Origin of the sequence: Halopseudomonas sabulinigri, from assembly GCF_900105255.1 — a bacterium.
In the GTDB taxonomy this organism is placed as follows: Bacteria; Pseudomonadota; Gammaproteobacteria; order Pseudomonadales; family Pseudomonadaceae; genus Halopseudomonas; species Halopseudomonas sabulinigri.
On the sequence record NZ_LT629763.1, the window covers coordinates 1,560,365 to 1,575,074 of the forward strand.

A 14,710-nucleotide genomic window follows, 5' to 3' on the forward strand; every position below is an offset into this window, starting at 1 on the left:
TCATGTCCCGTACCGAAACCCGTTCCGAATCCCTGTTTGCCAGCGCCCAGAAACACATCCCCGGTGGCGTCAACTCGCCGGTGCGTGCGTTCAAGAGCGTGGGCGGCACGCCGCTGTTCTTCAAGCACGCCGAAGGCGCCTACGTGACCGATGAAGACGACAAGCGCTACGTGGATTATGTCGGCTCCTGGGGCCCGATGATCCTCGGCCACAGCCACCCCGATGTGCTGGACGCGGTACGCAACCAGCTGCAACACGGCCTTTCCTACGGGGCGCCGACGGCCATGGAAACCGAGATGGCCGATCTGGTCTGCCAACTGGTGCCGTCGATGGACATGGTCCGCATGGTCAGCTCCGGCACCGAGGCCACCATGAGCGCCATCCGCCTGGCGCGCGGCTATACCGGCCGTGACAGCATTATCAAGTTCGAGGGCTGTTACCACGGCCACTCCGACAGCCTGCTGGTCAAGGCCGGCTCCGGCGCGCTTACCCAAGGCGTACCGAACTCCGCCGGCGTACCCGCCGCCTTCGCCAAACACACCCTGACCCTGCCGTTCAACGACATTCAGGCGGTGCGCGAGACGCTGGCCAAGGTCGGCCAGGAGGTTGCCTGCATCATCGTCGAGCCGGTAGCCGGCAACATGAACTGCGTGCCACCCGCACCGGGTTTCCTGCAGGGTCTGCGCGAGGCCTGCGACGAACATGGCGTGGTGCTGATCTTTGATGAGGTGATGACCGGCTTCCGCGTCGCCCTCGGCGGCGCCCAGGCGCTGTATGGCGTAAAGCCCGACCTCACCACCTTCGGCAAGATTATCGGCGGCGGCATGCCGGTCGGCTGCTTCGGCGGCAAGCGTGCAGTAATGGAGCAGATCGCCCCGCTCGGGCCGGTATACCAGGCGGGCACGCTGTCGGGTAATCCGCTGGCCATGGCCGCCGGCCTGACCACTCTGAAATTGATCAGCCGCGAGGGCTTTCACGCCGAGCTGACCGATTACACCAGCCGCCTGCTGGCCGGTCTGCAGCAACGCGCCGACGCCGCTGGCGTACCCTTCGTCACTACGCAAGCTGGCGGCATGTTCGGTTTGTACTTCTCCGGCGCTGACGACATCGTCACCTTCGACGACGTTATGGCCAGCGACGCCGAGCGCTTCAAACGCTTCTTCCACCTGATGCTGGACGGCGGTGTCTATCTCGCCCCCAGTGCCTTCGAAGCCGGTTTTACCTCGATTGCGCACGGCGATGCCGAGCTGCAGCTGACCCTGGATGCGGCCGAAAAGGCCTTTGCCGCCCTATGATCAGCCTTGCCTACGGGTTGCTCTGTGCCAGCCTGCTCGCATTGGGGTACTGGCTCTGGCAAAGACGCAGCGGTTTGAGCGAAAACGCGCGCGGCGCCCTCACTGCCACGCTGCTGGCCCTGCTGCTGCCGGCCATCAGCAGCCTGCTGCTGGCGCTGCAAAGCTTGGAACTCGGCGATGTTGTTACCCACACCCAACGGATCTTCGGCCTTGCGGCGCAAAGTATCAGCCTGCCACTGCTTGGCCTGGCCGCGCTGTACCTGGCCTTTGGCCTGCGTTGGCAGCCCGGCAACTGGGGACGCATCTTGCTTGGCTTGATGGCCGCGTTTGAACTGACCCGGCGCATGCAGCTGCAGCATGGCTACCAGTGGAGTATCAGCCTAGTGGGCCTACTGCTGTTGATATTGAGCTGCATGCTGATTCTGCGCCGCGACCTGCGGCCCATGCTGACCGGCGCCGCCTGCTGCCTGGGAGCCCTGGCGCCGCTGTTCAGTGCCGGCGCGCCGGCACTGGCCGGCCTGCTCGACAGCTCGGCGCTGGTGCTCTGGCTGTTCCCCGCCTTACTCGGTGCGGGCCTGACAGTTGGCCTGCTCAGCGAACAGGCGCACAATAGATCCAGCGACGCCCCTTCGGCGCCTGCCACCGAGAGGACCTGACCACGCCATGCTCCGCCAGCTGCCACGGCTTATTCTGCTCAGTCTGCTGCTACCCGCAACCCAGACGTTTGCTGAGACTGACAACACCCTGCTGATCAGTGCCGAAGATCGCTGTGCCTTCGAGCGCGTGGACGAAGAAAGCCTGCAACTGGCGATCGACACCTGCGTCAGCGCCGCCGAAAGTGGCGACATGAAAGCCCAGTACGAGCTGGGCCAGCTGTACTACAGCGGCGAGCGGGTGACGCAGGACTACAGCATGGCGCTGCAATGGCTTGAACAAGCTTCCATTCAAGGCGAACCCCGCGCGCAGTATCGTCTGGGTATGATGCACTTTCAGGGTGAAGGCGTGCAGCGCAACTTGGCGCAGGCCTACATCATCCTGAAAATGGCCTCCATCAATGGTCATGACGCCGCGATGGACAGCGCTGACCTGGTGGCATTGCAGATGAACCAGCAGGAAATGAACGCCGCCACCCACGTGCTGGGAACCTTGTTTCGCGATTATCTGGCGCAGATTCGGGAAGAGCAGTTGAATGGAACGCTGAAGATGGAGGAGCCTGAGTTGCAGCCTGATTCGAATGCGCAGGAGATTGAGAAGCTGTTGGAGTAGTCACTCGATTACCCCTTTGACCGAATAACCCGTAACGCAATGTCGTTAGTTGTTTGAACTTAGATACTCGGTTCATTACCGCTTTTCGCCTCTAGGCGAGTCAGGGGGAGATGCTTGCCCATCTCCCCCTAACAACCCCCTCGGGCACCCAGCTGCGCGGCCCTTCGGGTTCGCTGCGTTGCTCGATCTGCCGGGGCCCTGCGGAACTCGTCGCTGCGCTCCTCAAACAGTCCTCGGGCTTATTCCCGGCAGCTCTGCGCTACTCGCCCACTCAGATGGGACTTTTTAGGCCATGCAGCGGCGGGTTTTTTAGTCCAAAGTTGGACCACACACCCCAAACCTGAAAACCACGCCGTGGTCGACCAGGGATTCCCCGTTCCGAGCTGCCGAGTAACGCAGGGGGTTGAGCGATTGAGCCGAGGACTGTCTGAGGTGCGGAGCTCGCGTAGCGCCGAGTTCCGCAGGCGCGCTCAACACCGAGTAACGCAGGGAAGCCGAAGGCCAGCTTGGTGGGGTGGCCTTTCATTTGGTTACTTTTCTTTGGCCAAGCAAAGAAAAGTGACTCGCCGGAAAAGGCGAAAGGCAAGATTGAAACCGCGCAAAGAAACAACTGAACTCGGATGCCGATCCAAGCCTTGTAAAGAGATAAAACAACGAGCCAATCAGCAGAGCGAGAAGCAGACCAATTTGCGGTTTGCGAGCCACACGCCCCACAAGAACCACATCAGGCAGTAGCGCCCAGCCTGATCAACTATCCGACCGCGGCGGCATCGGAAAATGCATCACATTACTGCCGCCATCCCCCTTGGCCTCACTGATCTTCGCCGTGCCCACCCGCTCAACCTCATCAATCCGAATGATCGAGTGCACCGGAATAAAGCTGCGCTTGACGCCATCAAACTGATTTTTCAGTTTTTCTTCGCCCGGATCGACCACCAGTTGGGAGCGCTCACCGAAGATCAGCTCCTCGATTTCCATAAAGCCCCACAGCTCGCTCTGGAAAATCTGCTGTGCGTAGAGTTCGAACACCTGTCCCTGGTTGTTGAAGATAACCCGGAAAACCGGCTGACTTTCTTTACTCATAGCGGGATGACCAACACCTTGAAAAACGCGTGAACGCCGCGGCGGCTGCCGTTCGGCGGGCGCGCATCATAGCACAGCGCGGGACATAACAAAGGCCCCTGCTTGTGTGTATAATCGCCCCTTTTCTCAAGCGATGCCCAGCAAAGATCCCATGGCCAAGAAACTCTTTATCCAGACCCACGGTTGCCAGATGAACGAGTACGACAGTTCACGCATGGCCGACCTGCTCGGTGAGCACCAGGCAATGGAGCTGACCGACAATGCAGACGAAGCAGACGTGATTCTGCTCAACACCTGCTCGATCCGGGAAAAGGCCCAGGAAAAGGTATTTTCCCAGCTGGGCCGCTGGCGGCCGCTGAAAGAGAAAAACCCCGATCTGATCATTGGCGTGGGCGGCTGCGTGGCCAGCCAGGAAGGTGATGCGATCCGCAGCCGTGCATCCTACGTGGATGTGGTCTTCGGCCCGCAGACCCTGCACCGCCTGCCCGAGACGATCGACGCGGCGCGCACCACGCACAAGCCGCAGGTGGATGTCAGCTTTCCGGAAATCGAGAAGTTCGACCGCCTGCCCGAACCCCGCGTGGATGGCCCCACCGCCTTTGTGTCGGTGATGGAAGGCTGCAGTAAATACTGCAGTTTCTGCGTGGTGCCCTACACCCGTGGTGAAGAGGTCAGCCGACCCTTTGATGACGTGTTGGCCGAAGTGATCCACCTGGCTGAAAATGGCGTGCGTGAAGTGACGCTGTTGGGTCAGAACGTGAATGGCTACCGCGGCGTGACCCACGACGGCAGCGTCGCCGATCTGGCCGACCTGATCCGCGTGGTCGCCGCCGTGGACGGCATCGATCGCATTCGCTACACCACATCGCATCCGCTGGAGTTCTCCGACAGTCTGATTCAGGCCCACGCCGAGGTGCCGGAGTTGGTGAAGTACCTGCACCTGCCGGTGCAGTCGGGCTCCGACCGCGTACTGGCGGGTATGAAGCGCAATCACACCGCGCTGGAATACAAGTCACGCGTGCGCAAGCTGAAGGCAGCCGTACCCGGCATTATCCTCAGCTCCGATTTCATCATCGGTTTTCCCGGTGAGACCGACCGCGATTTCGAGCAGACCATGAAACTGGTGGAGGATGTGGGTTTCGACTTCTCCTACTCCTTTATCTACAGCGCGCGCCCCGGCACGCCCGCCTCGGACCTGCCCGACGACACGCCCGACGAGGTCAAGAAGCAGCGTTTGCAGATTCTGCAGAACCGGTTGAACCAGCAGGGCTTCGAGAACAGCCGCCGCATGGCCGGTACCACCCAGCGTATTCTGGTGACCGATTACTCGAAGAAGGACCCAGGCATGCTGCAGGGCCGCACCGAGCACAATCGCATCGTCAACTTCCGCAGCAACAACCCGCAGCTGATTGGCCAGTTTGTCGACGTACTGATCGACGAAGCACTGCCACATTCGCTGCGCGGCACGCTTATCAGCGAAACGCTGCATTAACGCCATGCGCCCTGCCCCATCCCGCGCACTGCCAATTCCCGCTGTCCGCCTTGCGACCAGCGGAAAATGGCATTGCTTTGCAGAGCCATATTTGCGCGCTATTCTGTCGTTTCATCCATGCCATCTGGCGACCTAACGGACTATTTTGAACGCACCTCTACATATTCATCGTTTCAGCATCGAACCCGTCGACTCTCGACGCTTTGCCGCTCTCTGCGGCCAGTTCGACGAAAATCTCCACCTGATCGAGCAACGCCTCGGAATCGAAGTGCGCAACCGCGGCAACCATTTCGAGCTGATTGGCGAAGAGGCCATCACCCGCTCCGCTGAAGCCGTGCTGCGTCAGCTGTACCGCGAAACCCGCGACAGCAAGGACTTGAGTCCCGATACCGTACACCTGTTCCTGCAGGAATCCGGCCTCGAAAGCCTGAGCGAAACCCTGAATCAGACCGGCGACAATCGCCCGGTGATTCTGCGCACGCGGCGCATGACCATTCAGCCACGCGGGCCGAACCAGCAAAGCTATGTGCGCTCGATTCAGGAACACGACATCAACTTCGGTATTGGCCCGGCCGGCACTGGCAAAACCTATCTGGCCGTGGCCTGCGCAGTAGATGCGCTGGAGCGCGAGCAGATCAGCCGCATTCTGCTGGTGCGCCCGGCGGTCGAGGCGGGCGAAAAACTGGGCTTCCTGCCTGGTGACCTGGCACAGAAGATCGACCCCTATTTGCGCCCCCTGTACGACGCACTCTACGAGATGCTCGGTTTTGAACAGGTGACCAAGCTGATCGAGCGCCAGGTGATCGAAGTCGCGCCACTGGCCTACATGCGCGGCCGCACCCTGAACAACAGCTTCATCATTTTGGATGAAAGCCAGAACACCACGCTGGAACAGATGAAAATGTTCCTCACGCGCATCGGTTTTGGCTCGACCGCGGTGATCACCGGCGACATTACCCAGGTCGATCTGCCGCGTGGCACCAAGTCTGGCCTCGGCCACGTGATCCAGGTGCTCAAGGATGTGCCCGGCATCGGCTTCACCCACTTCCTGTCCAAGGACGTGGTGCGCCATCCGCTGGTGCAGCGCATCGTAGAAGCCTATGACCTGTTTGAGCAACTGCAGGAAGCCGAGCGCGAAGAGCGCAAGCTTGAGCAGCGCCGGCAGCAGCAGGATAGCGATGAGCATTGAGCTCGACATCCAGCGCGCCTCGGATGCGCCGGACCAGCCTGACGACGACAGCTTTTTACGCTGGGTCGGGCTGGCATTGGGCTCCGGCACCGACCGCGAACTGACCATACGACTGGTAGACGTTGATGAGGGCCGTGATCTCAATCACACCTGGCGCGGCAAGGATTACGCGACCAACGTACTTTCCTTTCCGGCCGACCTCCCCCCTGAACTTGACCTGCCACTGCTGGGTGATCTGGTGGTGTGCGTACCCGTGGTGGCGCGCGAGGCCCAGGAACAGGGCAAGCCGCTGAACGCCCACTGGGCACATATGGTCATACACGGCTGCTTGCATTTACTCGGCTATGACCATATTGATGACGCCGAAGCAGACGAAATGGAAGCCCTGGAACGCGACTTGCTTGCGCAACTGGGCATTGCCGACCCCTATCTAGATGATGATGAGTAAGGATCAATGAGCGAAGATCGATCGACCAATGGGCATAAGTCCTGGCTGGACAAACTGGTCCAGGCTTTTGTCCATGAACCCAAGAACCGCCAGGAACTGCTGGAACTGCTGCGCGAGGCGCACGCCAACGAAGTCCTGGATATCGAGGCCCTGTCGATCATCGAAGGCGCCCTGCAGGTCAGCGACATGCAGGTGCGGGACATCATGGTCCCGCGCTCACAGATGACTACCATCAAAGCCAGTCAGTCGCCGCGCGAGTTTCTACCCGAAGTGATTGAGGCCGCGCATTCACGCTTTCCGGTCATCGGCGACGGCATCGACGACGTGCTTGGCGTACTGCTGGCCAAGGATCTGCTGCCCCTGTTGCTCGAAGACAACATGGAGCGCTTCAACATCAAGGACATTCTGCGCCCGGCCACCTTTGTACCGGAGTCCAAGCGCCTGAATGTGCTGCTCAAGGAGTTCCGAGCCACACGCAATCACATGGCGGTAGTGATTGATGAGTACGGTGGAGTCTCCGGCCTGGTAACCATTGAAGATGTACTTGAGCAGATCGTCGGCGACATCGAAGACGAGCACGACGTCGACGAGGACAGCCAGATCAAGCCGCTGCCCAGTGGCGATTATCTGGTCAAGGGGCTGACACCGATCGAGGAGTTCAACGAGCACTTCGAAACCGAATTCCCCGATGAAGAGTTCGACACTGTTGGCGGCCTGGTAATGAACGCCTTTGGCCACCTGCCCAAACGCAACGAGGTGGTCGAACTGGATGGCTTCCGCGTGCGCGTGCTGAACGCCGACAGCCGCCGCGTGCACCTGCTGCGGGTTACCCTGGTCAATACTTAAGCGTCTCTAAGGAACGGCATGTCTCTGCCTACTGCTCTGCTGGCCCGCCTGCGTGGCCCCGGCCTGGTTGGCCATCTGCTCGCGCTGGTGGCCGGCGCACTCAGCACCCTGTCGTTCGCACCCTACAACCTCTGGCCACTGGGGCTAGTATCCATTGCCCTGTTGTATCAGGGTCTGAAGCAGGTGAGCAGCAAACAGGCGGCCGTTCGCGGTGGCGCCTGGGGGCTTGGCCTGTTTGCTTCCGGCGTGTCCTGGATCTACATCAGCATCCACCTGCACGGCAATGCCTCACCGCTGCTGGCCGGTTTTTTGACCGGCGGCCTCGAGCTGGGGCTGTCACTGTTCATCGCGCTCTGGGCCTGGGCCTGGGCCCGGTTTTTCCGCAGCAACAGCCCCTGGCTGGGCAGCCTTGGCTTTGCCGCCGTCTGGGTAGCACAGGAAGTGTTCCGCAGCTGGTTCCTTACCGGCTTCCCTTGGCTTTATCACGGCTACGCACACACTCATACCTGGTTGAATGGCTATGCGCCCCTTGGCGGTGTCTGGCTGCTGGGCGGGATTTCGGTGTTTATGGCCTGCCTGCTGAGCGAGTGGCGGCTGGTGCGCCAGCCGCTCCAGTGCGGCCTCGCGCTGCTGGCGGTGGGCGCGCTCTGGCTCGGTGGTTACGGCCTGCAACAGGTCGTCTGGACGACCACCAAGGGCCAGCCGCTCAGCGTCAACCTGGTGCAAGCCAACATCGAGCAATCACGCAAGTGGGACCCGGATTACATCACCCACACGCTCTCGCTCTACCGCGACCTGACCTACGCCCAACTCGCCACCGACCTGGTGGTCTGGCCGGAAACCGCCGTGCCGGTGTTACAGAGCCAGGGGCAGTACTTTGTCGACGGCATTGCTGCCAATCTGGCAGAGCGCGGCAGCACCCTGATCACCGGCATACCGGTTGATGAGATGGACCCCAACGGCCTGCGTATCTATAACGGCATCATGGTGGGCGGTAGCGAGCCGCAAAGCGAATACCTGAAGCAGAAGCTGGTGCCCTTTGGCGAGTACGTGCCGCTGGAAGAGCTGCTGCGCGGGCTGATCGATTTTTTCAACTTACCGATGTCCAGCTTCAGCCGCGGGCCGGCTGATCAGCAACCGCTGCTGGCGGCTGGCTATCGACTCGCGCCGCTGATCTGCTACGAAGCGGTTTACCCCGACTTTGCCGCCAAACAAGCTGCCCAGAGCGACCTGCTAATCACCATCAGCAACGACAGCTGGTTCGGCAGCTCCATAGGCCCGCTGCAACACCTACAGATGGCGCAGATGCGTGCAATAGAGGCGCAGCGCTGGATGATTAGGGCGACCAACAACGGCGTTACCGCGCTGATAGACCAGCACGGCGAGATACGCACACGTATTCCACAATTTCAGCAGGAAGTCTTGCTCGGTGAGGTACAACCCATGACAGGACTGACGCCCTACCTGCGCTGGCGCAGCGTGCCCTTGGGGTTAGTGGTGGTCTCGGTGCTGCTGATGGCCGGCTTGTGCCGGCGGCGGCAAAACGCCAGGTAACGGGCAACGGCTGTCCAGGGTTTCGAGGATCTGCCAGAGTACCGCCAGGTCCTCCTTGCTCAAGCCCTGCAGTTCCAGCTCTGCCACCCCGCCTGCCTGGTAACCGGTGAGCCATTGCCGGGTGTGTGCCATGTCCAACGCCTGATCAAGGTGTCGCAGAATTCGCCCGTAGGACGAGTCTTTCTGTCGATGGAGCAATGTCTCCGGCGTTCTCCAGCTCATGCAGTACCTCCATCGGGTGATTGTCGGTTCGGCTCCCTCCCAGGGTCGCGCAGCCCGGTGTCTCACTCTGAGGATAGACCCGCTGCAGCACGTACAAGGCACCCGGCGACGAATGGCATATGACTACCTGTGGCCGGCCTGGTGGTGTATCCTGCCCCATTACTTTTCCGCCTCCATTCGCCATTACGAGTCTTCAGACCCACGCCATGCAAGAACAGTATTCACCGAGTGATATCGAAGCCGCCGCACAGACTGACTGGGACAACGCAGAGGCGTTCAAGGTCAGCGAAACACCGAATCAGGACACCTTCTACTGTCTGTCGATGTTCCCCTACCCCAGCGGCAAGCTGCACATGGGCCACGTGCGCAACTACACCATCGGTGATGTGATCGCGCGCTATCAGCGCATGCAGGGCAAGAACGTGCTGCAACCCATGGGTTGGGACGCCTTTGGCATGCCGGCGGAAAACGCGGCGATGAACAACAAGGTCGCCCCCGCCGAGTGGACCTACTCCAATATCGACTACATGCGCACCCAGCTGAAAAGTCTCGGGCTGGCGATCGACTGGTCACGCGAAGTGACCACCTGCAAGCCAGACTACTATCGCTGGGAGCAGTGGCTGTTCACCAAGCTGTTCGAGAAGGGCGTGATCTACCGAAAGAGCGGCACCGTCAACTGGGACCCGGTCGACCAGACGGTACTGGCCAACGAGCAGGTCATCGACGGTAAGGGCTGGCGCTCCGGTGCGCTGATCGAAAAGCGCGAAATTCCCATGTACTACTTCGCCATCACCGATTACGCCGAAGAGCTGCTCAGCTCGCTGGATGACCTGCCGGGCTGGCCCGAGCAGGTCAAGACCATGCAGCGCAACTGGATCGGCAAATCGGTGGGCATGGAAGTGCACTTCCCTTTTGATGCCGCCAGCATCGGCGAAGAGGGCAAGCTCAAGGTCTTCACAACCCGTCCGGATACCCTGATGGGCGCTACCTACGTGGCGGTAGCCGCTGAGCATCCGCTGGCCACCCTGGCGGCAAAAAATGACAGCAAGCTGCAGGCGTTTATTGATGAATGCAAGCGCGGCGGCGTCGCCGAAGCCGACATTGCCACCCAGGAAAAGAAGGGCCTGCCTACGCCGCTCTTCGTCAAGCACCCGTTGACCGGCCAGAAGCTGCCGGTCTGGGTCGCCAACTACGTACTGATGACCTACGGCGAAGGCGCAGTGATGGCGGTACCCGCGCACGACGAGCGCGACTTTGAATTTGCCAGCAAGTTTGATCTGCCGATCAAGCCGGTCATCCGTACCTCCGCTGGTGACACTACCCCTGCGCCCTGGCAGGACGCCTACGGCGAAAAAGGCGAGCTGATCAACTCCGAGGAATTCGACGGCCTCGACTTTGCCAGCGCCTTTACTGCCATCGGCGACGTGCTGGAACAGAACAACCTCGGCGCACCGCGCACCCAGTTCCGCCTGCGCGACTGGGGCATCAGCCGTCAGCGCTACTGGGGCTGCCCGATCCCGATCATCCATTGCGACAGCTGCGGTGATGTGCCGGTGCCGGAAGAGCAACTGCCGGTGGTTCTGCCAGAAAATGTGGTACCCGATGGCGCTGGCTCCCCGCTGGCCAAAATGCCCGAATTCTATGACTGCAGCTGCCCCAAGTGCGGCGCGGCTGCCAAGCGCGAAACCGACACCATGGACACTTTCGTGGAAAGCTCCTGGTACTTCGCCCGCTATGCGTCACCGCATTACGAGCAGGGCATGGTCGACCCCAAGGCAGCGAACCATTGGCTGCCGGTCGATCAGTACATTGGCGGTATCGAGCACGCGATTCTGCACCTGCTGTACGCCCGCTTCTTCACCAAACTGATGCGCGACGAAGGCCTGATCGAAGCCAGCGAGCCGTTCAAGAACCTGCTGACCCAGGGCATGGTGATCGCGGAGACCTACTACCGCCTCGAGGCCAACGGCAGCAAAAGCTGGTTCAACCCGGCCGACGTGGTGGTCGAGCGCGATGCCAAGGGCAAGATTCTCGCTGCCAAGTTGGCAAGCGATGGCCTGCCGGTCGAGATCGGCGGCATCGAGAAGATGTCCAAGTCGAAGAACAATGGCGTCGATCCACAGGCGATGATCGAGCAGTACGGCGCGGACACCTGCCGCCTGTTCATGATGTTCGCCTCGCCCCCGGACATGAGCCTTGAGTGGTCGGACTCCGGGGTGGAAGGCGCGTTCCGCTTCCTGCGCCGGGTGTGGCGCCTGAACCACGCGTTCAGCAGCAACGGCGGCCCGGCTGGCAAAGCTGAACTTGCCAGTCTGAGCGACGCCCAGAAAGACACCCGCCGCGCCATTCATCTGGCCATCAAACAGGCCAGTCAGGATATTGGTCAGCATCACAAGTTCAATACCGCCATTGCAGCGGTGATGACGCTGATGAACGTGCTGGAAAAGGCGCCGCAAGCCACCGAGCAAGACCGCGCGTTGCTGCAGGAGGGGCTGGAAACGGTAGCCCTGTTACTCGCCCCCATTGCTCCGCACATTTGCCACAGCCTCTGGCAGGCGCTCGGCCACAGCGACGCCATCATCGATGCGCGCTGGCCGCAATTGGATGAAAGCGCGCTGACCCAGGACACCCTGCAACTAGTCATCCAGGTCAACGGCAAACTACGCGGACATATTGACGTGGCTGCGGACACCAGCCGCGAGGCCATTGAAGCCGCCGCGCGGGAAAACGAAAATGTGCAACGCTTTACCGAAGGCCTGACCATCCGCAAGGTGATCGTAGTGCCCGGTAAACTGGTCAACATTGTCGCCAACTGATTTATGCAACGGAGAGCCAAGATGTCCCTGACCACCCCTCGTCTGCTGCTGGGCTGCGCTGTTTTGGGCGCTACACTGCTCGCCTCCGGCTGCGGCTTTCAGCTGCGCGGCACCGGTGTCGACAACGTCGACCTGAACGAGCTGGACGTTACCGCCCGCAACCGCTACGGACAGACCTACCAGCAGGTATTGGAAGCGCTGGAAATCGACGGCGTTAACGTCACTCCGTCCGCTCCCTACCAACTGCAACTGCTCAACGAGTCGCAGGGCCGCCGCGCCGTCAGCTACACCAGCCGCGCGACGCCAGCCGAGTATGAGCTGACCAGCAACCTGACCTTTCAGATTGCCGACCGTCAGGGTCGCCCGTTGATTGGCCCGGAAACGCTGAACACCCGTCGCACCTACGTCAACGACAAGGACAACATCATCGGTACCACCGAAGAAGAAGCCCTGCTGCGTAACGAGATGCGTGGAGACCTGACGCGCCAATTGCTGTTCCGCCTGTCGAGCCTGACCGAAAGCGAGTTGTCGGCACGCGAACAGACGCTCGATCAAGAGCAGATGCCCTGAGCGCGCCATGAAGCTGAATGCGGCACAGCTGCCACGCCAGCTCAAGGATGGCCTGGCCGCGGTCTACGTAGTCAGCGGTGACGACCCGCTGTTGTGCAGCGAGGCCGAGGACCTTATCCGCAAGGCATGCCGCGCCGCGGGCAGCGAAGAGCGTCAGGTGTTTCATGCCGAGCGCAATTTCGACTGGTCGCAGCTGTACGAGGCCAGCCACAGCCTGTCACTGTTTGCCCAGCAACGCCTGCTCGAACTGCGCCTGCCCTCCGGCAAGCCTGGTGACCAGGGCGCCAAGGCGCTGCTTGGCTACCTTGAGCAACCACCCGCCGACACTACCCTGCTGATCAGCCTGCCCAAGCTGGACGGCACGGCCATGCGCAGCAAGTGGGCCAAGGCACTGGTTGATCACGCTGACAGTCGCTTTGTGCAGATCTGGTCCATTGAGGCCCATCAATTACCCAACTGGATGCGCGAACGCCTGGCGGCCGCTGGTATCCAGGCTAGCCCCGATGCGCTGGAGCTACTCTCGGCCCGAGTGGAGGGCAACTTGCTGGCGGCTGCGCAGGAAATAGAAAAGCTCAAACTCTTCTGCAGTGAAGGCAAGCTGGATCTCGATACCGTGCAGCAGGTGGTAGCCGACAGCGCCCGTTTCGACGTATTCAACCTGACCGACGCCATGCTGCTGGGGCAACCGCAACAGGCCCTGCGCATACTGCAGGGCTTGCGCGGCGAAGGGGTCGAAGCCCCGGTAGTGCTCTGGGCGCTGACCCGCGAGCTGCGGACCCTGGCCAGTATTGCGCAGGACAGCGCCCGCGGCATTCCGCTGGACAAGGTGTTCGCCAGCCAGCGCCCACCGATTTGGGACAAACGCAAACCTGTGATCAAGACCGCACTGGAACGCCACCCCGCCAGCGTCTGGGAAGACTGGCTGGGCGCAGCGCAAACGGTGGACGAGCAAATCAAGGGACAGGCCGCAGGCTCGCCCTGGGATGGGCTTGCCCGCATTCTGGTTGAGGCGGCCGGGATCAGACTGGCGCTGTAAAGTCAGTATTCCCGCTCAGCGCAGCAGCAACAGCGGGCATTCGGTATTGCGCAGCATTCCCGTGGTGGTGCTACCGACCAGAAACTGCCTGATGCGCGAATGCCCGTAAGCCCCCATCACAATCAGATCGATCTGCTCTTCGCGCTGGTACGCCAGCAAAGTGGCCTCGACCTCGCCGCTGCGCTGCGCGGTAACAACCTCAAAGCCGGCCTGCTGCAGGCGCTGGCGGGCATCTTCAAGCCCGCGGGCAATGTCATCAGAGGCGCTGCCCACAGTCAGCAGGTGAATAGGCAATCCGGCAAACAAGGGGCTTTGCGCCAGCATGTCGAGGCCCTTGCGAGTGCTGGGGCTGTTATCAAAGGCCAGCATCAGCCTGCGCGGCGCGTGAAACTCCCCGGTGGTGACCAATATAGGGCGATGCAGCGTACGAATGACGCTCTCCAGATGGCTGCCGACGTGGCGCGCCAGCGAGTCACTGACCTCACCATTGCGGCCCATTACCAGCAAACGTATGTCGCCCTCCAGCTCGCGCAGGGTATCGACCAGTTCACCATGACGTTGGCGCGTCAGCGGCGTCTCGACGCCGTCGGCGCGTGCGCGCTGCGCAGCCGCTTCGAGCATCACCTTGCCCTGCTCACGCAGCAGCCGACCGCGCTGCTCATCCAGCTCGGCCAGCTCCACCAACAGATGCTCGCGACTGCCAAGGCCGATACTGCCAGACAGGTCAGCGTGCGCCGGCGTCTGACTGTGATCCAGCACATGCAGCAGTTCCAGCGGTGCCTGCAGGCGTTGGCTGGCCCAGGCGGCGTAGTCGCATACCGCGACCGCCGCACCGGAGCCATCGATACAGGCTACGACCTTGGCTTGGCTCTCGCTCATCTGCTTCTCCTTGT

Annotated in this window: 14 protein-coding genes; 11 read left to right on the forward strand and 3 right to left on the reverse strand. The window is 61.2% G+C overall.

Features of this window, described 5'->3' with window-relative positions; all coding sequences use genetic code 11:
* Positions 1 to 2 precede the first annotated feature (2 nt).
* Genes hemL through BLU26_RS07045 form a run of 3 tightly spaced genes read left to right on the forward strand, consistent with a single transcriptional unit; the run spans position 3 to position 2,561 of the window.
* Positions 3 to 1,295 carry a glutamate-1-semialdehyde 2,1-aminomutase gene (gene hemL, locus BLU26_RS07035; protein WP_092285169.1) on the forward strand — a complete coding sequence of 431 codons (1,293 nt, stop codon included), beginning with the start codon at positions 3 to 5 and terminating at the stop codon, positions 1,293 to 1,295.
* Positions 1,292 to 1,951, forward strand: a complete 660-nt coding sequence (locus BLU26_RS07040) for a hypothetical protein (RefSeq protein ID WP_092285171.1) — start codon at positions 1,292 to 1,294, stop codon at positions 1,949 to 1,951. Before hemL ends, BLU26_RS07040 begins: the two co-directional genes overlap by 4 nt.
* A gap of 7 nt (positions 1,952 to 1,958) precedes the next feature.
* Positions 1,959 to 2,561, forward strand: a complete 603-nt coding sequence (locus tag BLU26_RS07045; RefSeq protein WP_092285173.1) for a tetratricopeptide repeat protein — start codon at positions 1,959 to 1,961, stop codon at positions 2,559 to 2,561.
* Positions 2,562 to 3,308: 747 nt separating this feature from the next.
* On the opposite strand, the gene BLU26_RS07050 is transcribed toward BLU26_RS07045, so the two are convergent.
* Entirely contained in the window at positions 3,309 to 3,644 is a 336-nt protein-coding gene (locus BLU26_RS07050) for a DUF1820 family protein (protein ID WP_092285175.1), read from the reverse strand.
* Between the two features lie 151 nt (positions 3,645 to 3,795).
* Between BLU26_RS07050 and miaB the strand changes: the two genes are divergently transcribed.
* From miaB to lnt, 5 genes are all read left to right on the forward strand, one after another.
* The gene (miaB, locus tag BLU26_RS07055) at positions 3,796 to 5,136 is read left to right on the forward strand and encodes a tRNA (N6-isopentenyl adenosine(37)-C2)-methylthiotransferase MiaB (protein WP_092285177.1); all 1,341 of its coding nucleotides are present in this window, start codon (positions 3,796 to 3,798) and stop codon (positions 5,134 to 5,136) included.
* A gap of 145 nt (positions 5,137 to 5,281) precedes the next feature.
* On the forward strand, positions 5,282 to 6,325 hold the full coding sequence (locus BLU26_RS07060) for a PhoH family protein (RefSeq protein WP_092285179.1): 1,044 nt from the start codon (positions 5,282 to 5,284) through the stop codon (positions 6,323 to 6,325).
* Entirely contained in the window at positions 6,315 to 6,773 is a 459-nt protein-coding gene (gene ybeY, locus BLU26_RS07065) for an rRNA maturation RNase YbeY (RefSeq protein ID WP_092285181.1), read from the forward strand. The genes BLU26_RS07060 and ybeY overlap by 11 nt, the downstream gene beginning before the upstream one ends.
* A gap of 6 nt (positions 6,774 to 6,779) precedes the next feature.
* Positions 6,780 to 7,619 carry an HlyC/CorC family transporter gene (locus BLU26_RS07070; RefSeq protein WP_092285183.1) on the forward strand — a complete coding sequence of 280 codons (840 nt, stop codon included), beginning with the start codon at positions 6,780 to 6,782 and terminating at the stop codon, positions 7,617 to 7,619.
* 18 nt (positions 7,620 to 7,637) lie between these two features.
* Positions 7,638 to 9,173, forward strand: coding sequence for an apolipoprotein N-acyltransferase (lnt, locus tag BLU26_RS07075; RefSeq protein WP_092285185.1), 1,536 nt, complete (start codon positions 7,638 to 7,640; stop codon positions 9,171 to 9,173).
* Here the strand turns inward: lnt and BLU26_RS18565 are convergent.
* A complete protein-coding gene (locus BLU26_RS18565) occupies positions 9,111 to 9,395 on the reverse strand; it encodes a hypothetical protein (protein WP_157719321.1) in 285 nt (94 codons plus the stop codon). The genes lnt and BLU26_RS18565 overlap by 63 nt on opposite strands.
* Positions 9,396 to 9,601: 206 nt before the next feature.
* On the opposite strand from BLU26_RS18565, the gene leuS reads away from it, so the two are divergent.
* From leuS to holA, 3 genes are read left to right on the forward strand one after another with little or no spacing between them, the layout of a single operon-like run.
* Entirely contained in the window at positions 9,602 to 12,211 is a 2,610-nt protein-coding gene (gene leuS, locus BLU26_RS07080) for a leucine--tRNA ligase (RefSeq protein WP_092285187.1), read from the forward strand.
* A 21-nt stretch (positions 12,212 to 12,232) separates the two neighbouring features.
* On the forward strand, positions 12,233 to 12,781 hold the full coding sequence (locus tag BLU26_RS07085; RefSeq protein WP_157719322.1) for an LPS-assembly lipoprotein LptE: 549 nt from the start codon (positions 12,233 to 12,235) through the stop codon (positions 12,779 to 12,781).
* A gap of 7 nt (positions 12,782 to 12,788) precedes the next feature.
* Positions 12,789 to 13,817, forward strand: a complete 1,029-nt coding sequence (holA, locus tag BLU26_RS07090; RefSeq protein WP_092285191.1) for a DNA polymerase III subunit delta — start codon at positions 12,789 to 12,791, stop codon at positions 13,815 to 13,817.
* A gap of 15 nt (positions 13,818 to 13,832) precedes the next feature.
* On the opposite strand, the gene BLU26_RS07095 is transcribed toward holA, so the two are convergent.
* The gene (locus BLU26_RS07095; protein WP_092285193.1) at positions 13,833 to 14,696 is read right to left on the reverse strand and encodes a universal stress protein; all 864 of its coding nucleotides are present in this window, start codon (positions 14,694 to 14,696) and stop codon (positions 13,833 to 13,835) included.
* Between the last annotated feature and the right edge of the window lie 14 nt (positions 14,697 to 14,710).

Excerpts from the sequence above, each read along its gene's own strand:
- ybeY (WP_092285181.1), top strand. The coding sequence starts at position 6,315 with ATGAGCATTGAGCTCGACATCCAGCGCGCCTCGGATGCGCCGGACCAG.
- BLU26_RS07045 (WP_092285173.1), top strand. The coding sequence starts at position 1,959 with ATGCTCCGCCAGCTGCCACGGCTTATTCTGCTCAGTCTGCTGCTACCC.
- miaB (WP_092285177.1), top strand. The coding sequence starts at position 3,796 with ATGGCCAAGAAACTCTTTATCCAGACCCACGGTTGCCAGATGAACGAG.
- BLU26_RS07095 (WP_092285193.1), bottom strand. The coding sequence starts at position 14,696 with ATGAGCGAGAGCCAAGCCAAGGTCGTAGCCTGTATCGATGGCTCCGGT.
- hemL (WP_092285169.1), top strand. The coding sequence starts at position 3 with ATGTCCCGTACCGAAACCCGTTCCGAATCCCTGTTTGCCAGCGCCCAG.
- BLU26_RS18565 (WP_157719321.1), bottom strand. The coding sequence starts at position 9,395 with ATGAGCTGGAGAACGCCGGAGACATTGCTCCATCGACAGAAAGACTCG.
- BLU26_RS07085 (WP_157719322.1), top strand. The coding sequence starts at position 12,233 with ATGTCCCTGACCACCCCTCGTCTGCTGCTGGGCTGCGCTGTTTTGGGC.
- BLU26_RS07070 (WP_092285183.1), top strand. The coding sequence starts at position 6,780 with ATGAGCGAAGATCGATCGACCAATGGGCATAAGTCCTGGCTGGACAAA.
- BLU26_RS07050 (WP_092285175.1), bottom strand. The coding sequence starts at position 3,644 with ATGAGTAAAGAAAGTCAGCCGGTTTTCCGGGTTATCTTCAACAACCAG.
- BLU26_RS07040 (WP_092285171.1), top strand. The coding sequence starts at position 1,292 with ATGATCAGCCTTGCCTACGGGTTGCTCTGTGCCAGCCTGCTCGCATTG.
- lnt (WP_092285185.1), top strand. The coding sequence starts at position 7,638 with ATGTCTCTGCCTACTGCTCTGCTGGCCCGCCTGCGTGGCCCCGGCCTG.
- leuS (WP_092285187.1), top strand. The coding sequence starts at position 9,602 with ATGCAAGAACAGTATTCACCGAGTGATATCGAAGCCGCCGCACAGACT.
- holA (WP_092285191.1), top strand. The coding sequence starts at position 12,789 with ATGAAGCTGAATGCGGCACAGCTGCCACGCCAGCTCAAGGATGGCCTG.